The 19,895-nt window shown below is 61.2% G+C and carries 23 protein-coding genes; 16 read left to right on the top strand and 7 right to left on the bottom strand.

Features of this window, described 5'->3' with window-relative positions; genetic code table 11:
- Window positions 1-4 precede the first annotated feature (4 nt).
- The 3 genes from OHL13_RS18470 to OHL13_RS18460 all read left to right on the top strand — a co-directional run bounded on the left by OHL13_RS18470 (window position 5) and on the right by OHL13_RS18460 (window position 1,688).
- Window positions 5-697, top strand: coding sequence for a YggS family pyridoxal phosphate-dependent enzyme (locus OHL13_RS18470; RefSeq protein ID WP_263411593.1), 693 nt, complete (start codon window positions 5-7; stop codon window positions 695-697).
- A 2-nt stretch (window positions 698-699) separates the two neighbouring features.
- On the top strand, window positions 700-993 hold the full coding sequence (locus tag OHL13_RS18465) for a DUF167 domain-containing protein (protein WP_263411592.1): 294 nt from the start codon (window positions 700-702) through the stop codon (window positions 991-993).
- An 89-nt stretch (window positions 994-1,082) separates the two neighbouring features.
- Complete coding sequence (locus OHL13_RS18460; RefSeq protein ID WP_263411591.1) at window positions 1,083-1,688, top strand: DUF882 domain-containing protein; 606 nt, start codon at window positions 1,083-1,085, stop codon at window positions 1,686-1,688.
- Between the two features lie 129 nt (window positions 1,689-1,817).
- Here OHL13_RS18460 and OHL13_RS18455 read toward each other — a convergent pair whose 3' ends face one another.
- The gene (locus tag OHL13_RS18455; protein ID WP_263411590.1) at window positions 1,818-3,545 is read right to left on the bottom strand and encodes a L,D-transpeptidase family protein; all 1,728 of its coding nucleotides are present in this window, start codon (window positions 3,543-3,545) and stop codon (window positions 1,818-1,820) included.
- Window positions 3,546-3,707: 162 nt separating this feature from the next.
- Here OHL13_RS18455 and OHL13_RS18450 point away from each other — a divergent pair, with 162 nt between their 5' ends.
- From OHL13_RS18450 to OHL13_RS18435, 4 genes are all read left to right on the top strand, one after another.
- Window positions 3,708-5,138, top strand: a complete 1,431-nt coding sequence (locus OHL13_RS18450) for a sodium:solute symporter family protein (protein WP_263411589.1) — start codon at window positions 3,708-3,710, stop codon at window positions 5,136-5,138.
- A gap of 98 nt (window positions 5,139-5,236) precedes the next feature.
- Window positions 5,237-5,560 carry a hypothetical protein gene (locus OHL13_RS18445; RefSeq protein WP_263411588.1) on the top strand — a complete coding sequence of 108 codons (324 nt, stop codon included), beginning with the start codon at window positions 5,237-5,239 and terminating at the stop codon, window positions 5,558-5,560.
- Between the two features lie 21 nt (window positions 5,561-5,581).
- Window positions 5,582-6,043: a DUF1440 domain-containing protein gene (locus OHL13_RS18440; RefSeq protein WP_263411587.1), complete on the top strand. Its 462-nt coding sequence runs from the start codon at window positions 5,582-5,584 to the stop codon at window positions 6,041-6,043.
- A gap of 2 nt (window positions 6,044-6,045) precedes the next feature.
- Window positions 6,046-6,342, top strand: coding sequence for a DUF503 domain-containing protein (locus OHL13_RS18435; protein ID WP_263411586.1), 297 nt, complete (start codon window positions 6,046-6,048; stop codon window positions 6,340-6,342).
- A 7-nt stretch (window positions 6,343-6,349) separates the two neighbouring features.
- On the opposite strand, the gene OHL13_RS18430 is transcribed toward OHL13_RS18435, so the two are convergent.
- Both OHL13_RS18430 and OHL13_RS18425 read right to left on the bottom strand, forming a co-directional pair.
- Complete coding sequence (locus OHL13_RS18430) at window positions 6,350-7,225, bottom strand: nitrilase-related carbon-nitrogen hydrolase (protein ID WP_263411585.1); 876 nt, start codon at window positions 7,223-7,225, stop codon at window positions 6,350-6,352.
- Window positions 7,222-7,680 carry a winged helix-turn-helix transcriptional regulator gene (locus OHL13_RS18425; protein WP_263411584.1) on the bottom strand — a complete coding sequence of 153 codons (459 nt, stop codon included), beginning with the start codon at window positions 7,678-7,680 and terminating at the stop codon, window positions 7,222-7,224. Before OHL13_RS18425 ends, OHL13_RS18430 begins: the two co-directional genes overlap by 4 nt.
- Before the next feature lie 97 nt (window positions 7,681-7,777).
- Here OHL13_RS18425 and OHL13_RS18420 point away from each other — a divergent pair, with 97 nt between their 5' ends.
- The 4 genes from OHL13_RS18420 to ahcY all read left to right on the top strand — a co-directional run bounded on the left by OHL13_RS18420 (window position 7,778) and on the right by ahcY (window position 11,407).
- Entirely contained in the window at window positions 7,778-8,617 is an 840-nt protein-coding gene (locus tag OHL13_RS18420) for an SDR family oxidoreductase (protein ID WP_263411583.1), read from the top strand.
- 250 nt (window positions 8,618-8,867) lie between these two features.
- The gene (locus tag OHL13_RS18415) at window positions 8,868-9,536 is read left to right on the top strand and encodes a Rossmann-fold NAD(P)-binding domain-containing protein (protein WP_263411582.1); all 669 of its coding nucleotides are present in this window, start codon (window positions 8,868-8,870) and stop codon (window positions 9,534-9,536) included.
- A 41-nt stretch (window positions 9,537-9,577) separates the two neighbouring features.
- Window positions 9,578-9,841, top strand: a complete 264-nt coding sequence (locus OHL13_RS18410) for a hypothetical protein (protein ID WP_263411581.1) — start codon at window positions 9,578-9,580, stop codon at window positions 9,839-9,841.
- Window positions 9,842-9,979: 138 nt separating this feature from the next.
- On the top strand, window positions 9,980-11,407 hold the full coding sequence (ahcY, locus tag OHL13_RS18405; protein WP_263411580.1) for an adenosylhomocysteinase: 1,428 nt from the start codon (window positions 9,980-9,982) through the stop codon (window positions 11,405-11,407).
- A 96-nt stretch (window positions 11,408-11,503) separates the two neighbouring features.
- On the opposite strand, the gene OHL13_RS18400 is transcribed toward ahcY, so the two are convergent.
- The gene (locus OHL13_RS18400; RefSeq protein ID WP_263411579.1) at window positions 11,504-12,250 is read right to left on the bottom strand and encodes a DUF4397 domain-containing protein; all 747 of its coding nucleotides are present in this window, start codon (window positions 12,248-12,250) and stop codon (window positions 11,504-11,506) included.
- Between the two features lie 72 nt (window positions 12,251-12,322).
- On the opposite strand from OHL13_RS18400, the gene OHL13_RS18395 reads away from it, so the two are divergent.
- On the top strand, window positions 12,323-13,474 hold the full coding sequence (locus OHL13_RS18395) for an LssY C-terminal domain-containing protein (RefSeq protein ID WP_263411578.1): 1,152 nt from the start codon (window positions 12,323-12,325) through the stop codon (window positions 13,472-13,474).
- 20 nt (window positions 13,475-13,494) lie between these two features.
- On the opposite strand, the gene OHL13_RS18390 is transcribed toward OHL13_RS18395, so the two are convergent.
- From OHL13_RS18390 to OHL13_RS18380, 3 genes are all read right to left on the bottom strand, one after another.
- Window positions 13,495-16,131, bottom strand: coding sequence for a PP2C family protein-serine/threonine phosphatase (locus OHL13_RS18390; protein ID WP_263411577.1), 2,637 nt, complete (start codon window positions 16,129-16,131; stop codon window positions 13,495-13,497).
- A 67-nt stretch (window positions 16,132-16,198) separates the two neighbouring features.
- Window positions 16,199-16,525 (bottom strand): ComEA family DNA-binding protein, encoded by a 327-nt coding sequence (locus OHL13_RS18385; RefSeq protein ID WP_263411576.1) that lies wholly within the window; start codon window positions 16,523-16,525, stop codon window positions 16,199-16,201.
- A gap of 102 nt (window positions 16,526-16,627) precedes the next feature.
- Window positions 16,628-16,936 (bottom strand): ComEA family DNA-binding protein, encoded by a 309-nt coding sequence (locus OHL13_RS18380; RefSeq protein ID WP_263411575.1) that lies wholly within the window; start codon window positions 16,934-16,936, stop codon window positions 16,628-16,630.
- Between the two features lie 110 nt (window positions 16,937-17,046).
- Between OHL13_RS18380 and OHL13_RS18375 the strand changes: the two genes are divergently transcribed.
- The 4 genes from OHL13_RS18375 (at window position 17,047) to hisI (ending at window position 19,895) form a co-directional block, all read left to right on the top strand.
- The gene (locus OHL13_RS18375) at window positions 17,047-17,964 is read left to right on the top strand and encodes a LysR family transcriptional regulator (protein ID WP_263411574.1); all 918 of its coding nucleotides are present in this window, start codon (window positions 17,047-17,049) and stop codon (window positions 17,962-17,964) included.
- A 70-nt stretch (window positions 17,965-18,034) separates the two neighbouring features.
- Window positions 18,035-18,613 (top strand): 6-phospho-3-hexuloisomerase, encoded by a 579-nt coding sequence (gene hxlB / locus OHL13_RS18370; RefSeq protein ID WP_263411573.1) that lies wholly within the window; start codon window positions 18,035-18,037, stop codon window positions 18,611-18,613.
- Window positions 18,614-18,665: 52 nt separating this feature from the next.
- Complete coding sequence (gene hxlA, locus OHL13_RS18365) at window positions 18,666-19,298, top strand: 3-hexulose-6-phosphate synthase (protein WP_263411572.1); 633 nt, start codon at window positions 18,666-18,668, stop codon at window positions 19,296-19,298.
- A gap of 258 nt (window positions 19,299-19,556) precedes the next feature.
- The gene (gene hisI, locus OHL13_RS18360) at window positions 19,557-19,895 is read left to right on the top strand and encodes a phosphoribosyl-AMP cyclohydrolase (RefSeq protein WP_263411571.1); all 339 of its coding nucleotides are present in this window, start codon (window positions 19,557-19,559) and stop codon (window positions 19,893-19,895) included.

Below are 19,895 nucleotides of genomic sequence, written 5' to 3'. Positions count from 1 at the left end.
AAGCATGTCGATCGTAAAAAACCTGGCGCGAGTGCGCGAGCAGATTTCCGCAGCCTGCGCGAAGACCGGACGCAAAGAATCCGAGGTAGCCCTGATGGCCGTCTCCAAGACCCATCCGGCAGCCGCCGTGGAAGAGGCCTACGCCGCCGGGCAGCGGCTGTTTGGCGAGAACCGCGTGCAGGAGTGGGAGGCGAAGTCCGCAGGACTCTCGCTGCCAGACCTCGATATGCACCTGATCGGGCCCCTGCAGTCGAACAAGACGAACAAAGCCGCCGCGATCTTCCAGGCCATTGAGGCAGTCGACTCCCTGAAGATCGCACAGCGTCTGGACAAGGCTGCGGCGGAGCTGGGGAAAAAGCTACCGATTCTGATCGAGGTGAAGCTGTCCCACGAGGAGTCAAAGCACGGCCTTGCTCCCGAGGACCTTCCAGCATTGCTGGAGGCTCTGCCCACGCTGGGCAGCATTGTCCCGGTGGGCCTGATGACGGTGCCTCCGCTGGACGCCCAGCAGGAGGCCGCGCGGCCGTACTTCCGCCGCCTGCGGGAGCTGCGCGACCAGGCGCAGGCGAAGATTGCCAGCATCACACAGCTCTCCATGGGCATGTCGCATGACTACACCGTAGCCATTGAAGAGGGCTCGACCTGCGTGCGCGTTGGAACGGCCATCTTCGGCAAGCGGGAGTATCCGCAGCCGTGAACGTGAAGCTGCAACAGGTGGGCGAGGATTGCCTGCTGCCGGTTCGGCTGCATCCCGGGGCGCGGAAGAATGCCATCACTGGCGAGCACGATGGAGCTCTGAAGATGGCCCTCACGGCTCCGCCCGTGGACGGCAAGGCGAATGAGGCGCTGCTGAAGTTTGTGGCGGAATGGTTGGGAATTGCACCATCGCGTGTGCAACTTCGCTCCGGGCAGACCAGCCGGACAAAAGTGGTGTTGATTACGCGCATACCGGTTGCCGAAGTAGCCGCGAAAATTGCCGCTGCAGCCGGCTGACCGGGCAACCCGGCGTATAGTTGGAGACAGAGCAAGCCCAAATCCCGAATGCGATTTGCGAATCGTCATTCACCATTCGGAGAGTTTTCATGGAGTTTCGCCGCCTGGCTTGCGGAGCCGCACTGAGCGCCGCCCTTCTTCTTCTGTTCGGCTCACGCACAACCGTTCGAGCCAATGACCTTCCCACCGGCATGAAGCCCGTGCCCGCTCGCCCACTGGAGCAGTTTCGGCTGAAGATGCACCACCTGCACACGGGTGAGGACATCGACGTGGTCTACAAGATCGGCAACGAGTATGTGCCGTCGGCGGTGGAGAAGCTGAACCACTTCCTGCGCGACCACCGCACGGGCGATGTTGCGACCTACGATCCGAAGGAGTTCGACACGCTGCACAGCCTGCTGGCAAAGCTGGGCAAGCAGAACGGCGTCATCGACATCGTCTGCGGCTACCGCACGCCATGGAGCAACAACTTCCTTCGTGGACGGTCGGCGAACACGGGCGTCGCGAAGAACTCGCAGCACATGCAGGCCAAGGCGATTGATATCCGGGTGCCGGGCGTGACCACGGCCAGACTGCGCGAGACGGCCCTGAGCCTGCACGCGGGTGGAGTGGGATATTACCCGGTCTCCCAGTTTGTGCATGTGGATGTCGGCCCGGTGCGCCAGTGGACGTATGGGGCGGCGCATAACGATTAGTTGTGTGTTTCTGTGGCGTGAGGTGTGAGAAAAGGCTCCGGTGATTCGGGGCCTTCGTTTGCCGGGGCCTGGCTAGACAACATTACGTCAGGGCACGGCTGAAGCCGTGCCCTGACGAGCTTTATCTCACTAAACAGTCTCTCCCGGAGCAGTCTTCGGCTTGACCTCTTCCTTGAACCAAGGGTAGGGATACCCCTTCTTCAACACATCCTCAAGCTGCTGGTCATATTTATAGACATCGTCGTAGAAGTGGATATCGCCGTCCTCAGCCACCAGGGCCGTGGCGTAGAAGATGACCACCGGAAGCGGCTGCTTCAGGACAACGGTCTTGTTGTCCTGGCCGTTGAACATGGCTTCGTGGATCTTTTCTTCGGTCCACTCCGACTGGTTCTTCAGCACCCAGTTGGCCAGCTTCTCCGGCTCCTGCAGGCGGATGCATCCGTGACTGAAGTCGCGCTTGCTGTTCGCGAATAACTGCGTCGCGGGCGTGGAGTGCATGTAGATGTCGTACTGGTTGGGGAACATGAACTTCACCAGGCCGAGCGAGTTCTTGGGGCCGGGCTTTTCGCGCACGATCACGCGGCCCTGTGCGATGGATTCAGCGGTCCAGCCGCTGACCGGCTCGCCCTTGGCGTTCACTACCTCAAAGTTCTTCTTCGTGATGTAGCCCTTGTCTTTGGCTACCTGCGGAGCAATCTCTTTGCGCGCGATGTTCGTGGTCACCGTCCAGTAGGGGCGGAAGACGATGTACTTCATCATCTGCGTGAAGACCGGCGTCTGGTGCTGGCCGATGAATTTGCCGACCACCACGCGCATACTGAACTCAAGCTTGTGGGTTTCGGGGTCATGTACGCGCAGGACAAACTCCGGCAGGTTGACCTGCAGGGGCGCCTTCAGGAACTGGTCGGGCAGCCAGCGCCAGCGCTCCAGCGTGTCCTGGAACTGGTGGATGCGCTGCGAGGGTGAAATGTTGAGTGCGGTGATGGTCTGCGGGCCGAGCTTGCCGTTGTCTTCCAGCCCATGGCGGTGCTGGAAGTGCTTGACGGCATCGGCTACCGGCTGTGTATAGACCGTGCCCTGCGGAGCGTCGCCCTCGGCGTCACCCAGCAATGTGAGCCGCTGCCACAGGGCGGACAGGCCTGGGTAATCGCCGCCGGGAGTGACGGGCTTTGCGACAGCGGGCAAGGCATCCCACTGCGGGTTGGCCCTGGCCATATCGATGTACTTGCCCAGCGCCTGCTGCGTGGCGCGGTACTGGTCGCTGTCCGGCTCTACCTTGACGATCTCCTTGGCGACGTCGTCAGAGTCAACGACGTTTTCCGCCAGGAAAGTAGGCAGGTCATACCGTTTGCCCAGCGCGTTCACGTCGAAGTCAAAGTGCTGCGGGTTGACCCGGCCGATGTGCAGGTCGCTGATCATGCGCATGGTGCAGACGGTCATGGCGATGTCGAACTTCGCCAGGTCGTCGTCGGACATGCTGGAGAGAGAGGCGAGGCGCTGCTGCCAGCGGCTGGCATCGTAATCCTCAGGGTTCAGGCCCTTGCGGTCAATGGTCTGGAAGAGCTGGATGGTGTCCGTTGTGGCCTTCACCGGCTTCTTGTCGCGCGTCCAGGCCAGACGGTACTCGCGCATGGCGTAGAAGTTCTGCACGTAGCCCTTGTAGTCGGTGTAGTTGGGCCAGCGCAGCAGGTCGAGCTTGCCGGTGGCATCCAACTGCTGCAACTGACTGGAATAATCCGGGGAGAAGGTTTCGAGCGTTTTGCCGACACCGCGGGAACGTCTGCAACCACCTGCTACTGCCAGAACCGCAATCATGGTTGCGGCGACCAAACGACCACCCAGGAGCTTCCTGTTCACACTTCCTCCGCGCTGCACTTGTACACCTTACGATGCCACAAGTTGATGTTTTGTCAGCCGGATATCGTGAAGCCGAACCTACCCTCCGTTATCGCTGCCGGATAACAGGGCAAAAAGATAACAGAGAGCGTGGCTTCCGCTACACTGTCGTGACTGCTTGTTATGAATGTGTACGCGCTTGTTCTTGGCATCATCGTGGTCACGCTGCTGACCGTCTCCCTGACACGCCTGTCCAAGGTGAAGACGAAGGCCGACTACCTGGTGGCAGGGCGGTCACTCCCCGCGTTTGTGCTGGTGTTCACACTGCTGTCCAGCTGGATCGGTTCCGGCTCGCTGCTGGGCGGTGCGGAGAACGCCTACAAACATGGCTTTGTGGCGCTGTGGCAGGGCGGAGGAGGATGGGCCGGGCTGCTGCTGATCTACTTCATTGCGCCGCGTGCGCGAAAGTTTGCGCAGTTCACCATTCCGGACCTGCTGGAGGCACGTTACAACCAGACAGCTCGCGTGCTCGGCGTCATCGCCATCCTGTTCGCGTTCACGGCCATTACCAGCTACCAGTTCATTGGCGGCGGCGACATTCTGGCGCTTATCTTTCCGGGAATAATTTCCCCGATGGTGGGCCGCTACATCATCGCGGGGTTTGTCATCTTCTTTACGGCGATTGCCGGCATGTCGTCCGTGGCATACACCGACCTGGTGATCGGCCTGCTGGCGACGGTATCGCTGGTGGTATCGTTCCCCCTGCTGGTGCATCATGCCGGTGGATGGGGTGCTGTACATGCGGCGCTGCCGCCCAGCTACTTTACGCCGCTGGGTGACCTGTCGCTGGTGCAGGCAATGGAGATCTTTCTGCCCACCTGCCTGCTGATGCTGGGAAATCAGTCGATGTATCAGAAGTTCTTCTCCGCCAAAAGCGAGAAGGACGCAAAAGTAGCGGTGGTGGGCTGGATCATCGGCACGGTGATCCTGGAAACGATCATCGTGGGCATTGCCATTGTGGGCAATGTGCTGGCGAGGCTGGCGGGCACTCAGCCGTATCCGCGTGAAATTCTCGCCTTCACCGCGCTGCATTCGCTGCCCAGCCTGCTGGGCGCAATCCTGATGGGAGCAGTCTTTGCGAAGGTGATCTCCACAGCGAACAGCTTCCTGTTTTCGCCTGCAACCAACCTGATCAACGATATCTATGTACGCTATCTTTCGCCGGACGCGTCAGATAAAAAGGTGTTGATCATCTCGCGCCTGACGGTTGTTATGCTGGGAGGGTGGGCACTGTGGCAGGCCGTGGGCATTACCAGCGTTCTGGCCAAAACACTGTATGCCTATACGATTTATTCAGCAGCGCTGACGCCCGTGATTCTGGCGGCTTTTTTCTGGAAACGTGCGACCGCCGCGGCGGCCGTAGCATCCATTGCTGCGGGTACGGTGGTAACGGTGTGTTGGGATACAGACGTGGTGAAACATCTGCTTCCGCAGTTCATTGCGGAACGGGACGCGATTTTTCCAGCTTTGCTGGTTTCACTGCTGTGCCTGATCGTTGTAAGCTACCTGACGCCGCCCCCAGATAAAGAACATCTGGCCCGGGTATCGGCCTAAAATTTTCGAGTGGGAGTCACATCCCGTATTGTTTTCTCAGCGTCTATTCCAGCATTCAAGAACGGAACAGAACATAACCCATCCCCAAAGGACGAATCATGGAACTGAACGAAAACCTCCTGATGCCAACCGCCGCCCACGACTTCGTGCCCGAAGGTCTGCTGGCCCTGAACGCTGCAGAGATGTGGCAGGCCGCGCCCGTGGCTGACGATGAAGATGACGAGGATGAGGATTACGACGACGAAGAAGATGACGAGGATGAGGACGACGACCTCGAAGACGACGAGGACGAGTTTGAGGACGACGAAGACGACCTGGACGGCGACGACGAGGATGAGTACGACGAGGACGAAGACGACGAGCCCGAGTACGAAGACTACGACGACGATGATGACGAGGATGAAGACGACGACTACGAATAGTCGTGCATCCAACGGACTGCTATGTCGAACGTAAAGCCAAATCTGCTGAAGGGCCTGCTGGCGGGAATCGCCGCGGGCCTTGTCGCAACTGCCGCCAAGGCAGTCGCTGAGAAGTTCTACCCGCCCCACACGCATGGCGAACCCGAGCCCCACGCCGTGCTGGCAGAAAAGCTGGGTGGCAAACACCTGTCGCCCGCCAGCAAGGCCGTGGCGGCAGAGACAATCCACTGGGGCTTTGGAGCGCTGGCCGGTGGCGCCTATGGCATGCTGGCCGAGGTCTACCCCTCCGCAACCGCACGCAACGGAGCGCAGTTCGGCGTGGTGCTGGGAACCCTGACCCAGGAAAGCGCGCTGCCCAGGCTGGGACTTGCCGCGGAACCGGAAGACCAGGAACTGCGCGAGCAGAGCAGCGAGATGATCTCGCACGTGGTGTACGGCGTCGTAACGGAAACGGTGCGCTCGCTGGTCCGCCGCACGCTTTAACTATGCCGGTCGCTCGGCTTACCCTCGAACTCAGCATCGAACATGCGCAGTCTTTGAAGGACCGCCGCCAGGCGGTTCGCTCCCTCAAAGACAAGCTGCGCCACGGCTTCAACATCTCGATCGCGGAGATGGATGATGCCGCGTTATGGAACCGCGCCACAATCGGCGTCGCGGCCATCTCCGGCTCGCGGGACTATGTTCTTGGACTGCTGCAGCAGGTGGAGGACGCAGCCCACCGCATCGCTCCCGGCCTGGGCGCGGAGATTCTGGACGCGATCGTCGATGTGCTGGAAGAGTAGGTTCTTCTCAGCCCTTGCGCGTCTCGAAGTGAAAGACATCCGGGCGGCTGTAGTGCCCGGCCACATCCAGGTCGAAACGGCCCCGGGGAATCTCCTCCATATCCAGATCGGCAAACAATAGCTCAGGGCTGACATCCGGGCCGGCCAGCATCTCTCCACGCGGCGAGACGATCAGGCTGCGGCCGTCAATCTCGGCTCCTGTGCCCTGCAGATCGGCTGGCCAGTCCGCCTTGCGGAGCTGCTGGCAGGCGCTCAAGACGAAGCAACGGCCTTCATACGCAATGTGCCGCATGCTGGTCTGCCACATCTCGCGAGCGTCCACGGTGGGCGCGCACCATAGCTCCACACCCTGGTTGTACAGGTGCTGGCGATAGAGCGGCATGTAGTTCTCCCAGCAGATGGCCGTGCCGATGCGGCCAATCTCCGTCTGCACCACCTGCATGGTGGAGCCATCGCCGCAACCCCAGATCAGCCGCTCCGAGCCGGTGGGCATCAGTTTGCGATGCTTCGCGACGATACCGCCGCCAGGGGTGACCACCAGCGAGATGCAGTAGAGTGTGCTGCCGGCGCGTTCCACCGCTCCGGTGACAAGATGCAGGTTGAGTTCGCGCGATAGCGCCTCGAGCTGTGCCGTCTCCGGCCCGGGACAGACAATGGCCGCTTCAAAATAACGGCGGAAGTGTTCGCGGCCTTCGTCGGTACGGTTGCCCACGGTCGCGCCAAAGCTCAGCCCCCTGGGATAGCCGCCGAGCATAGCTTCCGGCAGTACCAGCAACTGCGCGCCTTGTTTCGAGGCATCCCGGCACAGCGCTTCCACACGCTCCATGGTGCGGACGGTATCGAACATCACGCTTCCGGCCTGAGCCACGCTTACCTTGATCATCCTCTTCCCCGATTCAGCACAGCCGGCGTGGCCAGCTTGCGTTGTTTTTCCGTCGCGTCATAGGCCTGTTGCGCCTTCAACACGCTGGGCATGTGCGTCTCTGCCCAGTGCGCCAGCTGGGCCACGGGCCGTGACAGGTCCGTGCCGAGCGGAGTCAGCGTGTACTCCACCGAGACCGGCACCGTGGGATAGACCGTACGGACAAGCAGGCCATCGCGCTCCAGCTTGCGAAGTGTCTCCGCCAACACCTTCTGCGAGACGCCCATCAACTCGCGCCGCAACTGGTTGAAGCGCACCGGGCCGTCGCGCAGGCAATCCAGAATCAGCAGGGCCCACTTATCGGCGATGCGATCCAGCACCTGGCGGGTGGGGCAGTCGCTGGCGTAGATATCATAGGGCCGCTGCGGGCAGCACTCGTCTTCCAGAGCTTGAGGTAGTTTCTTTGCCGTAACCATGTGGTGAAAAAGTGCCTTCTTGTGAGCTTCCGCGAAACGGAGAACACTGTGTTCAGGATATCTGGTTTCAAAAAGAAACCAAGTAGGAGAAACAAGTATGAGCGGTTCCATCCTGGTATTTGGCGCAACCGGAACGGTCGGCGCCTCGGTCGTAAAGGGGCTTCTGGAAAAGGGCGAGCAGGTCAGGGCGGCCTCGCGCACGGCAAAGCAGGTACTAACGGCCGAGCCGGTGAGGTTTGAGTACGACGCGCCCACGGACTTTGACGCGCTGTTCGCAGGCGTCGATCGCGCCTTCATTCTGGTGCCCAGCGGTTACGTCGACCCCATCACGCCCATCGCCCCGGTTATCGATGCAGCGGCAGCACGCGGTGTGAAGATCGTCTTCATGAGCGTGCTGGGGGTGGATGCAGACGAAGAGATTCCCTACCGCAAGCTGGAGCGCCGCGTGGAAGCTGCAGGTGTGCCGTATGTCATCGTGCGACCCAACTGGTTTGCGGACAACTTCCACACCTTCTGGAAGGCCGGCGTGGTGCATGGCCAGATCGCCCTGCCTGCGGCCGAGGGCAAGTCCAGCTTCATCGACTCGCGCGACATTGCCGCCAGCGCCGTTGCCGCGCTGACGACCCACAAGTTCGATGGCCGCGCCTTCAACCTGACCGGCCCCGAGGCCTTTGGTTATGCCGAGGCGGCGAAGATCCTCTCCCGCGCCACCGGCAAGACCATCACCTACACCGCCACCACGGACGAGGCGTTTATCGCCATGCTGACTTCGGTGGGCGTCCCGGCGGACTATGCGCAGATGCTGGCTGCGATCTTCGCCCCGGTGCGTGCCGGATACACGGCCGTCGTCACGGGGGATGTCGCGGAGCTGACGGGCAAGCAGCCGATCTCGCTGGCGACATATGCAAAGGACCATGCTGCCGACCTGACGGCCTAACCGCGGGTGAGGATTTTCTTGTTCCGTTCTGGAAAGCTTTAGCCTTGGGCCTTACGAAGAACCCAGGGCTAAAGCCCTTTCGTTTTTATGGCTGATTCAGTGGCCTGAAGGCACTGCTTAATCCGTTTGAGAGCTAAAGCTCTCAAACAAACATCCCTCTTCCATTCAAAAATCCTCTATACGTGGGGCACATCCCCGGTTAGTACTACTTAATTGCACCCCTTATCCCGTCAAGCCTCATCTACTAACCATGCGCGTTCTTCTCTTCGGAGCCAGCGGCATGGTGGGGCAGGGCATTCTGCGGGAGTGCCTGCTGGCCGCGGACGTCACCGAGGTGCTCTCGATTGGACGGTCGCCACTGCTGCAGAAGCACCCGAAGCTCAAAGAGATTCTTCTGCCCAACCTGTTTGACATCGCAACGGCGGCTTACGAGCTGACAAACTTTGACGCCGTCTTCTTCCCGCTTGGCGTGTCGTCCTTCCGCATGAGCGAGGCCGACTACCGCTACCTGACCTACGACCTGACGATGAACATTGCCACTCTGGTGGCAAAGCAGAGTCCGGAGGCGACCTTCTGCTATGTGTCGGGCGCTGGCACGGACGCCAACAGCAAAACGATGTGGGCGCGGGTGAAAGGTGAACTTGAGAATGCGCTGATGCGGCTGCCGTTTGCGGATGCCTTCATGTTCCGCCCCGGAGCGATTCGTCCGCTCCATGGAATCAAGACAAAAACTCCGCTCTACAACGCCATTTACCTGGCTTTCAGCCCGGTGGTGCCGCTGCTGATGAAGCTATTCCCGCGTCACATTACCACCACGGAAGAGGTGGGATTGGCCATGCTGGCGGTGGCAAGGAAGGGCTACCCGAAGCCGATCCTGGAGCCGGTCGATATCCGCCGTGCGGCAGGCATCGCAATTTAGGGGCTTTTTCCTGTCATACGGCTGTGATACGTTGCCCCCATATGTCCTACACCGAAAGCTACGAGTGCGACATCTGTGGCAACAAGAAGGGCGAGCGCGACCTGTGGTGGCTCGCATTCAACGACTGCATGCCCGGATCGTCGCCGGATGACACCATTCCGGTGGTCAAATTCTCCCGTTTTGACACCAGCCATGCGCATGACGCGACGGTTCGCCACTTGTGTGGAGCCCAATGTGCGGCAAAGTTAATGGATCGCTGGATGAGCGATCAGCATGAAGACCCTGACCAGCACTGCGCGACCTAAAAACACCTGTCACAGCCGGCCGGCGCATCTGCTCCATTCAGCCCCCGATAGCCGCCGTTCCGCGCGGACGCACCAGCCATGGTGCAACCGCAGTGCTATCCTTAAGCCGCACAAACGCTTATTTGACTGAGGTACACCATGGCTACAGCCACTCTGGAACAAACTCTGCCCTACAAGGTAGCCGACATCTCGCTGGCCGACTGGGGCCGCAAGGAACTTACCATCGCCGAGCAGGAGATGCCCGGCCTGATGTCGATCCGCGCCAAGTATGCACCGTCGAAGCCGCTGAAGGGCGTCCGCGTAACCGGATCGCTGCATATGACCATCCAGACCGGTGTTCTGATTGAGACGCTGGTGGAACTGGGTGCCGATGTTCGCTGGGCAAGCTGCAATATCTTCTCCACGCAGGACCACGCCGCCGCCGCCATTGCCGCCGCAGGCGTTCCGGTCTTCGCCTGGAAGGGCGAGACGCTGGAAGAGTACTGGTGGTGCACGGACCAGGCGCTGAACTTCCCCGGAGGCCTTGGCCCGCAGCTCGTCGTGGACGACGGCGGCGATGTGACCCTGCTGATCCACAAGGGTGTGGACCTGGAGAAGGGCGATCGCTCGTTTGTGGACTCGGCTGAAGGCAGTGAAGAAGAGAACGTCATCAAGGCCCTGCTGAAGAAGGTTCTGGCTGAGAACCCGACCCGCTGGCAGAACGTTGCCAAGGAGTGGCGCGGTGTCTCGGAAGAGACCACCACCGGCGTTCACCGCCTGTACAAGATGATGGAGCAGGGCAAGCTGCTGGTGCCGGCCATCAACGTAAACGATTCGGTGACCAAGAGCAAGTTCGACAACCTGTATGGCTGCCGCGAGTCGCTGGCAGACGGCATCAAGCGCGCCACCGACGTGATGGTGGCCGGCAAGGTTGCCGTGATCTGCGGGTATGGCGACGTCGGCAAGGGCTCGGCGCACTCGCTGCGCGGCATGGGCGCTCGCGTTATCGTCACCGAGATTGACCCCATCAACGCACTGCAGGCCGCGATGGAAGGCTTCGAGGTCACCACGATTGAAGAGACACTGGGCCGCGGCGACATCTACGTCACCTGCACCGGCAACCTGGACATCATCACGCTCGAGCACATGGAGCAGATGAAGGATCAGGCCATCGTCTGCAACATTGGCCACTTCGACAACGAGATCCAGATGGAGCGCCTGAATGCTTCCGGCGCGACCAAGCTGAACATCAAGCCGCAGGTGGATAAGTACACCTTCGCCGGCGGCAACGCGATCTTCATTCTGGCCGAAGGCCGCCTGGTGAACCTGGGCTGCGCGACCGGCCACCCGAGCTTCGTGATGTCGAACAGCTTCAGCAACCAGACGCTGGCGCAGCTTGACCTGTGGGCGAACAAGGACACCTACAAGGTGGGCGTCTATGTTCTGCCGAAGAAGCTGGACGAGGAAGTGGCCCGCCTGCACCTGGAGAAGATCGGCGTGAAGCTGACCACGCTCTCGCAGAAGCAGGCCGACTACCTGGGTGTTCCGGCGGAAGGTCCGTTCAAGCCTGAGCACTACCGGTACTAGTTGTCAGTTCCTAGTTGTCAGGAAAAGCGAAAGGCCCCGATCGCTCGGGGCCTTTCTGTTTTGCCTTGACTCACAACTGAAAACTAACAACTGCCTCTACTGAGTGGCGGTCGCGGAATCGTAATCGTTGGCGGTAATGACGTTCAGCGCGGGAGTGGTCACGAGCTGACGATCCAGCAGAACGATGGTGCGGGCCGAACCTTGCGGATAGGTGGTAGCGGCTCCCGTATACAGCGTCGTCGTGGTGGCAGTCAGTGCCGTTCCGTTGCTGACGATATAAAGCGTGTACGTGCCTACCGGGACATTGAGGTAGCCGGTATTGGTTCCGAAGCTGATGCCCGATTGCAAAGCCGTTACAGCCGTGACGGCGGTTCCGGAAGGGACCAGGTAGATATCGACTGCGCCGGTCGCCGTGGACTGGTCAAGGAAGCGCAGCGAAACCTGCCCGGAGGGCGCGGGCTGAGACTGATCCGTAAGGACTGTTGCTCCCAGGCTGGCGACCATATTGCCGACAAGAACGGTGTACTGCTTATTGTTGGCTAGCGTTGCCCTGGCCGAAGCCAGCACCTGCCGGGTTCCTGCCGAATCGACGTTGATGGTGTAGGTAGCAGGGGTAACGGGAATGTAAGAGGTAATGGTGCCGAAGCCGAGGTTATAGGCTACGGCGGTGGTCCCCATGTACATGTCCATGCCACCCGCATCGATGGAGGCATCGATAAAGCGGATCTGGGAGCTGGAGGTACTGCCGGTGACACTCTGGCAACCACCGAAACCAAGCGTCGCGGCGGCCAGAGCGGTCGCGGCGACGACACGCTTAAAGAACTGTGCAACGTCTGGTTTCATTGGCCGGTCTAATAAGGGAACTACAGCAACAGAGTACCTGATTCCGGGTTCTGAACCTAGAACGAAAGTCGTATGGCGAACATTCTGAAGAACATGGCATGCTTGATGGCGCTCTGCTGCCCGGCAGTGGCGCAGCAGGGCGGGGGTACGCAGCGCGTCGTCTCCATTCCCAGCATGCGGGCGGCCGCGGGCCAGCAAAGTATGCCGCAGCGCAAATCCTCCTACAGCTTCACCCTCAAAGAGACATCGTGGCTGGATACCGGTGTGACTCTCGCCGCCGGAGAACAGATCAAACTCAGCGCCAAGGGCAGCTTCCAGCTTGCGGATGGACGCAAAGCTGACCCCGCAGGTGTGGATCGAGGCTGGCGCGACCTGCTGGCCAGCTTCCCGGCGAACTCCGCGCCGGTGGGAGCACTGATTGGCCGCATCAGCGATATGGGGGCTTCGCTTCCCTTCCTGGTCGGCACAGACGATACGGTCACAGCCCCGACCACGGGCCGTCTATACCTGGGCGTGAACCTGCCCGGCAGCATCAGCGCCACCGGCAGCTTCACGGTCAAACTGGAGTTCCCCAAGCAGGCCGCTGTTGCGCCCAGGACCGCCGCTACTCCCTTACCGGAGGTCAGTACCCTTGTCTCGCCCGAAACCTTTGCCGGGATTCCGCGCCGCGTGGGCGACCAGCAGGGCAACGAAGGCGACATGGTGAACTTTGCGCTGGTGGGCACGCGCGGCCAGGTGGAGCAGGCCTTCAAGGCCGCCGGCTGGGTGCCGGTGGACCAGTCAGTGGATGCGGCCATTGTGCACGGCATCCTCTCCACGCTCTCACGCGAGGCCTACCTGGAGATGCCGATGAGCACGCTGTACCTCTTTGGCCGTCCGCAGGATATGTCCTACGCGCGCGGAGAGGCGATTCGCGTGGTGGCTGTGCGGCACCACCTGCGCGTGTGGAACAGCGGGCAAACCGTGAATGGAGTGCCGCTCTGGGTCGGCTCCGCCACGCATGACAACGGTTTTGAGAAAGACCAGCGCAACGGCCAGGTGACCCACCACATCGATCCGGAGATCGACGAGGAACGCAAATTCATCCTGGATAGTTTCGATGCGGCGGGAGCGTTTACTTCCGCGGCGTATGTGCTGCCGGATGATCCGTTCGCCAGCGGTAAGACAGCGACCGGAGGCGAGTTCCATTCCGATGGGCGGGTGCTGGTCATGATGCTGAAGTAGAGTGCGGCAGCATTTGCTGATTAGCTGATGCGCATGACAACCATGGTCATGTCGTCATGCTGGGGAGCTCCGCTGACATACTCATCTGCGCGGCGATAGAGGGCACGCAGCATACCTTCCGCGGTCCGCGCCCCGCGAGAGCGCTCCTGCTGCGCGGCGGCGACCATGCGGGCCTCGCCCCACTCCTCGTCGTCGCGATCCATTGCCTCGGAGATGCCGTCGGTGAAGAGGACGAGGATGTCGCCGGGTTGCAGGTAGATGTCCCGCTGTTCGTAGTCCTCTTCTTCCACAAGTCCAATGGCCATACCGGTGACTTCCAGTTCGATGACCTGTTCGCCGCGCAGGACCACCGGCGGGTTGTGGCCTCCGTTGGCGTAGCAAAGGCGGCGCGTGGCAGGGTCATACTCCGCATAGAAAAAGGTGGCGTAGCGATTGGCCGTGCTGCCCTCGAAGACCAGCTTGTTAATGTGGCGCATCATCTCGCCCAGATCGGACGGACCCACCAGCGTCAGTCCGCGCAGGCTGGCGCGAAGACTGGCCATCAGCAGTGCGGCGGAGATGCCCTTGCCGGAGACGTCTCCGATGGCAAGGCCCAGCAGGCGGCGGGGAGCGCTGCCGTCAGAGGTTTCGCGTTCCACCTCCATCACGTCGTAGTAGTCGCCGCCAATCTCCTGTGCCGGGCGGCAGTAGCCGGCGACGTCAATGCCTTCGAACACCGGATAGCTCTGCGGGAAGAGCCGCTCCTGCACCTCGCGGGCGATCTCGATGTCGCGGGTGACGCGCTCGCGCTGGGCCGCTTCCTGTGCGAGCGACTTCAGCAGCTCGGCGTTCTCCAGCGCCAGCCCGGTCTGCGAGGCGACGGTCTCCAGCAGGCGGCGGTCGTTGCGGGAGTAGGGCTCCTCGCTGCGCTTTGGGCCAAGGGCCATGACGCCGATCAGGCGTCCGCGGCCGGGCAGCGGCACCAGCAGCTCGGTGTGGAATTCGCTGAGCGCGGCACGCTCGGTTTCGCTGGCCTCCAGCAACCACTCCGTACTGTCGTCAATGCGCAGGGCGGCAGGGCGTTTCTCGCGCGAGAGCGTGGTCATGGTGGCCGACTGTGCGGGCAGAAGCACCGGCGAGGTGAGATCGACCCCCATGGCTGTCTGCAGCCGGAAAACATCGCCGGCACGCAGGAAGACCGCCATGCGGTCCACATGCAGCGTGTCGCTAATGCGCTGGGTAATGGTGCTGAGAAGGGGGCCGGTCTCGGTAAAGTTACGTGCCTCTTCGGATAGCTCGCTCAATACCTGTTCGGTGGAATAGGCTTCGCGGAAGAAGCGCCGGTCGATATCGCCTTCCAGTTTTTTTGACAGCACAAAACGGAAGGCGAAGAATAGGCCCATCAACGCGGCGATCCAGACGTAGTCCACCACGCGGCGATAGCTCTCGGGGTAGGTGGTGAAGAGCGATAACCGCCATGCGAAGAGAGCGGCGATGAGACCCCGCACACCGAAGAGCGTATAGCGCGCGAAGGCGTACTTGGTGCCCTGGCGCAGCAGAAGGCGAACTTCCATGGCGCGCTGGACCACCAGTGCATAGGCCAGGGAGAGCGGGAAGATGGCCAGCACAAAGACCATGCCGAAGCTGAGCCACTGCGGGAAGGCCTCGCTGAAGTCCTCTCCCGTGATGAGCGTGTAGACCACCATGGCCCCGAAGGGGAGAAGGCCGATGGCCGCGCCCCAGAAGAGCAGCCGCAGGCGGCGGCCGGCGTCGGCGCCCACCTTCTCGGCGAAGATCTTGTGACTGAACAAGACGAAGAAGTAGGTGATGCACAGCACGCTGAGAATGCTTTCCAGCGTGTCGACCGTGCGCATCCATGGCGCCAGAGTGCGCTCCATCTCCAGGTTCCACAGACGGGCGTAGCTGTGCAGCAGATCGAAAGGGAGAAGCGCGAGCAGCGACAGGCCGAAGACCCACTTGACCCACGGCATGCGCCTGTCCAGAGTGGCGCGCTCCGGGAACAGGACACCGAACCACATCAGGCAGATGGGCATGGCCATTTGCGCGGTCTGGTTCCAGTAGGAGGCATACCAGGCCGTCCAGTCCCATTGCGGATAGGCGGGCGAGAGCAGCGCCTCAAAGTACGGCAGAATGCCCAGCACCAGCCACGCGCTTACGTCGTGCGGCTTGGCCAGTACCACCCACAGCCCCACCAGCAGGAAGGCCAGCGGCAGGATGACGACCAGCAGCAAGGGGCTGATCCATCCCCCGGGACGGCCGCCGCCGCGGCGACGCTGCGGAATGGACAGCTTCCAGGTGACGGTCTGGCGCTGGCCGCCGGGATGCTCGACGTCGACGCTGATGGTGTCTCCCAGGTGGGAGTGGGCCAGTTCCTTCAGAAGGACGGCCTCTCCGGTGACGACCTGTCCATTCACCGCGAGCAGACGGTCGCCAGTCTGCAATCCCGCGTTATGCGCGAAGGGATTCATGCCGGAGATGACGCCGTTGTTCAGGCTGAAAGGGGCACGGATGCCGCGCTCGCCACCGAACATGCCGCGCACCATGCGGTATGCCGAGGTACCCCATTGCCCCAACGCCATGGCGGCGACCAGGGCCAGCACAATGTATTGCGCGACCGCGGGGCGGTGCCTGGGCCGCAATGGATTAGAAGTCTGCATCCGGGCTGGTGCCTGTCATCCTAGCATCGGAGACGAACCAGCCGGCTGAATGGTTTACGGTTACCGCTTATTGCTTCTTGGGCCGGTGCGCGATCACGCGCTCCTTGATGGGTTCGTACGCCGCCTGCGGCAGGACTCCACGACTGACAAGCTGGTTCTTCGCCGTATAGGGCCGGCCATCAATAATGCGCTTGATGTAGTTGTCGCCCAGCCCCAGGGACTTGAGTTCCGCAACTGTCGCGGTGTTCAGGTCCAGCTTGGTCTTATCCGCCTCAATCTTTTCGGCGATGGTCTGCTGCGCCTGCACAGGAGGAAGAATGGCATCGGTCAAAGAGACAAGACCGGCCAGCAGGAAGGCAAAAAGATAGGGCACGAGTTTGCGAGGAGAGATCATGGGCTCAGCGTCTCCAAGGGGGTAAGGAAAAGCGTAGCATCCTCCGTTCGAATGCGCACTTAGAAAAGTGGGGCGGCCGCGGCCGCCGCCCACTTTTCATTCCTACTTTTGCTTGGCGACGATCTTGTCCTTTACTTTGTCGTAAACACCCTGCGGCAGGATTTTCTTGCTGACCAGCTGCGTCTTGTTGGCATAGGGACGTCCGTCAATGATCTTCTTTGAGTAGGCATCGCCAATGCCGGGAATAGCTTTCAACTGATCTGCCGAGGCAGTGTTGATGTCAATCAACATGGAAGCATCGGCTTTTGCAGCAAGAGGCTTGGCTTTTGCAGCCTGGGCGGTGGTAAACGAAGGCGCCAGCAAAACAGGAACGAGCGCCAGAGCAAGGGCAAGACGACGAAGCTTCAGCATAGTATCCCCTCCGGGTGGCGGAAAGACTAGCACACGCCCTGTTGCAGTTGGAACAATCCTGCAAATGAGACACTGGAAGATATGGTTTTACCGCCGGGAGCCCGTATCTCGTGATCATCCGTAACTTCGAGTACCTGCTCGCGCTGAACCAGGAACGCCACTTTGCCCGCGCCGCCGCGGCCTGCCAGGTCTCGCAACCCACGCTTTCCTCCGGCATCAAGCAGTTGGAAGAAGACATGGACGTGCTGATCGTCAAACGCGGCCAGCGTTTCGAAGGCTTTACCGAGGAGGGCGCACGTGTCCTGCTGCTGGCCCAGCAGATGCTGGAAGACTGCCAGCGGCTGAAGCAGGAACTGCGAGACCTGCGCGGCCCGGGCTTGCAGGGTCCCTTCCGCATCGGCATGTCGCCGTCGACAGCGGCGGTCGTCTCTGTTTTGAGCGTGAGCTTCGCCGAGCAGTTCCCGTTGCTACAGATCTCCAGCACCACGGCGTCGTGTGAAGAGCTGATGCAGCAACTTCGGCAAGGCGAACTGGACATTGCACTGACGCACCTGGAACCCGCTCTTCATGAAGGGCTGGAGACCCATGCACTGTACGACGAGCGGCTCTTTCTGCTGACCAGCGACAAGGCGCACAAGGAACGCGTGAGTTGGGAGCAGGCAGCCGCCTCCCCCCTGTGCCTGCTGCGGGGGGCTATTCCAGCACCAGCGCAGACGCGGCTGGAACACGCACCGAAGCTGATGGTGACCGATGCCGTCCCGATGGTGGCTGCTCACCTTGCCACAAAGAAGTGGGCCACCGTGCTGCCGCAATCGCTGGTGTCACAGGTGGCGACAGCGCAGACAGTGGCGATCCCTCTGAGCCCGCCGGACAACCGCATCAACATCGGTTTTGTGACACAGAAGAAAGCAGCACTGCCGCCCGCCATCCACGCCATGATGGAGCTGGCGCATACGCCGGAGATGGTTACGGCTATCCGTGCGCTGCTGGCCGCGCATCGCGCCTTCCGCGCAAAGCCCACTCGATAGACAGAACCTATCGGCCCATCGAAATTTCCTGTTTGATCGCGATTCTGGCGGGTGGAATGCTGGCAGAGTCATGCAAGCCGCAGCAACCGCTTCCGCCAGCTTCGCCTCCCTTCAGAACACGATTCTTGCCGAGGTCCAGCAGACACTCTCGACCATCCGCGAAGAGCAGATCGAACAAGCGACGCAGATGATCCTTGCCGCACGGCGCGTCTTCCTCACCGGAGCAGGCCGCAGCGGGCTTGCGCTGCGCATGGCGGCGATGCGGCTGATGCACCTTGGCCTGACCGTTCACTTTGCGGGCGAGGTCACAGCCCCGGCCATTGCGACAGGCGACCTGCTGATCGTCGCCTCCGGTTCCGGCACCACGGCCAGCGCCGTGCATGCAGCCGAGGTCGCACGAAAGAACAACGCGCAGGTGCTTTGCTACACCACCAGCCCGGAGTCTCCCCTGGCCCGTCTCGCACAGGGGGTCATCGTCATTCCCGCGCAGACCAAGCAGGATCACGCCGGGGTGCGCTCCGCGCAATACTCCGGCGCGCTGTTTGAGCAGAGCGTTCTGCTCGCCTCCGACGCTATTTTTCAAATGCTGTGGCAGGCCTCCGGCAAGAGCGCCGAAGATCTGTGGTCGCGCCACGCCAATCTCGAATAACCGGACGAGCGTTGTTCCCGGTCCCCTTTCCAAACACCATCAGGAGTTCCGCATGAAACTGCAGGTTGCTATCGATCTTCTCTCCACCGCCGACGCGCTCACGCTGCTGAACAAGGTTGCCGACTCGGTCGACATCATCGAGCTGGGCACGCCGCTGATCAAGCAGCAGGGGCTGAGCGTTGTGACCAACGTGAAGGCCGCCTACCCGGACAAGCTGGTCTTTGCCGACATGAAGACCATGGACGCGGGCGAGCTGGAAGCCAACCTGGCCTTCGCCGCCGGTGCCGACATTGTCACTGTCCTCGCCTCCGCGGCGGACAGCACCATCGCGGGCGCGGTGAAGTCCGGCAAGGCGCATGGCAAAGCTGTTGTGGCCGACATGATCGGCGTCGCCGACAAGGCCACTCGCCTGAAGGAACTGAAGGAGCTTGGCGTGAGTTGGGTCGAGCTGCACGCCGGTCTGGACGAGCAGGCGCAGGCAGGCTACTCCATCGACAACCTGCTGGCCGCCGGCCGCGATGCGTCGATTCCCTTCTCGGTCGCCGGAGGCATCAACCTGGACCGGATCGGCGCGGTTGAAAAGGCCGGTGCAACGATTGCGGTTGCGGGCGCAGCTATCTACGGCGCGGCTGACCCGGCTGCGGCAGCCAAGGCTCTGCGCGCGAAGATCGAAAAACTGGGATAAATCCAGCATTGTGAGCGGCCCGGATTGACACGCCGGGCCGCCCGCAGCTACTTTAACTAGTAGATATGCGCTTTGTGCAGCACCATCACGGCCACCATCACCATCATGCGATCAGCGTGTCGGCGGCGGTGTCCGGTGCTTCCAGGAAGTAAGAAGCACAAGGCCACTCAAGAGATTCAAAGCCCGCTGATGCGCAAAGCCAGCGGGCTTTGTTGTGTCTGCGGCGTTGCGCACCCAGCAAGAATGGAAAGCAAGGAAATGGCAGAACCTATCCAACTCGACTTCGCAAAAGAAAACGGCCTCGTCCCCGGCATTGTGCAGGACGCCAACACCGGCCAGGTCCTCATGCTCGGCTTCCTGAACGAAACCAGCTATCAGAAAACACTGGAATCCGGCTTTGTCACCTTCTGGTCGCGCACACGCCAGAAGCTGTGGATGAAGGGCGAGACCAGCGGCAACCGCCTGCGCATCGTCAGCATGTCCACCGACTGCGACAACGACGCGCTGCTGTTCAAAGTGACCGTCGACGGTGACGGCCTGGTTTGCCACGAGGGAACGGTGAGCTGCTTCACCAAAACGATTGAGGAGAAGAAGTAA

Source organism: Terriglobus tenax (assembly GCF_025685395.1).
Classification (GTDB): Bacteria; Acidobacteriota; Terriglobia; order Terriglobales; family Acidobacteriaceae; genus Terriglobus; species Terriglobus tenax.
The sequence above is the reverse complement of the archived record's forward strand: the minus strand, read 5'-3'. Positions and strand labels throughout refer to the sequence as shown.

Bases quoted from the DNA above. Each gene is read 5' to 3' on its own strand.
- OHL13_RS18460 (WP_263411591.1), top strand. From the start codon at position 1,083: ATGGAGTTTCGCCGCCTGGCTTGCGGAGCCGCACTGAGCGCCGCCCTT.
- OHL13_RS18430 (WP_263411585.1), bottom strand. From the start codon at position 7,225: ATGATCAAGGTAAGCGTGGCTCAGGCCGGAAGCGTGATGTTCGATACC.
- OHL13_RS18390 (WP_263411577.1), bottom strand. From the start codon at position 16,131: ATGCAGACTTCTAATCCATTGCGGCCCAGGCACCGCCCCGCGGTCGCG.
- hxlA (WP_263411572.1), top strand. From the start codon at position 18,666: ATGAAACTGCAGGTTGCTATCGATCTTCTCTCCACCGCCGACGCGCTC.
- OHL13_RS18395 (WP_263411578.1), top strand. From the start codon at position 12,323: ATGGCGAACATTCTGAAGAACATGGCATGCTTGATGGCGCTCTGCTGC.
- OHL13_RS18415 (WP_263411582.1), top strand. From the start codon at position 8,868: ATGCGCGTTCTTCTCTTCGGAGCCAGCGGCATGGTGGGGCAGGGCATT.
- OHL13_RS18425 (WP_263411584.1), bottom strand. From the start codon at position 7,680: ATGGTTACGGCAAAGAAACTACCTCAAGCTCTGGAAGACGAGTGCTGC.
- OHL13_RS18445 (WP_263411588.1), top strand. From the start codon at position 5,237: ATGGAACTGAACGAAAACCTCCTGATGCCAACCGCCGCCCACGACTTC.
- OHL13_RS18400 (WP_263411579.1), bottom strand. From the start codon at position 12,250: ATGAAACCAGACGTTGCACAGTTCTTTAAGCGTGTCGTCGCCGCGACC.
- OHL13_RS18450 (WP_263411589.1), top strand. From the start codon at position 3,708: ATGAATGTGTACGCGCTTGTTCTTGGCATCATCGTGGTCACGCTGCTG.
- OHL13_RS18420 (WP_263411583.1), top strand. From the start codon at position 7,778: ATGAGCGGTTCCATCCTGGTATTTGGCGCAACCGGAACGGTCGGCGCC.
- OHL13_RS18385 (WP_263411576.1), bottom strand. From the start codon at position 16,525: ATGATCTCTCCTCGCAAACTCGTGCCCTATCTTTTTGCCTTCCTGCTG.
- OHL13_RS18380 (WP_263411575.1), bottom strand. From the start codon at position 16,936: ATGCTGAAGCTTCGTCGTCTTGCCCTTGCTCTGGCGCTCGTTCCTGTT.
- OHL13_RS18440 (WP_263411587.1), top strand. From the start codon at position 5,582: ATGTCGAACGTAAAGCCAAATCTGCTGAAGGGCCTGCTGGCGGGAATC.
- OHL13_RS18410 (WP_263411581.1), top strand. From the start codon at position 9,578: ATGTCCTACACCGAAAGCTACGAGTGCGACATCTGTGGCAACAAGAAG.
- OHL13_RS18435 (WP_263411586.1), top strand. From the start codon at position 6,046: ATGCCGGTCGCTCGGCTTACCCTCGAACTCAGCATCGAACATGCGCAG.
- ahcY (WP_263411580.1), top strand. From the start codon at position 9,980: ATGGCTACAGCCACTCTGGAACAAACTCTGCCCTACAAGGTAGCCGAC.
- hisI (WP_263411571.1), top strand. From the start codon at position 19,557: ATGGCAGAACCTATCCAACTCGACTTCGCAAAAGAAAACGGCCTCGTC.
- OHL13_RS18470 (WP_263411593.1), top strand. From the start codon at position 5: ATGTCGATCGTAAAAAACCTGGCGCGAGTGCGCGAGCAGATTTCCGCA.
- hxlB (WP_263411573.1), top strand. From the start codon at position 18,035: ATGCAAGCCGCAGCAACCGCTTCCGCCAGCTTCGCCTCCCTTCAGAAC.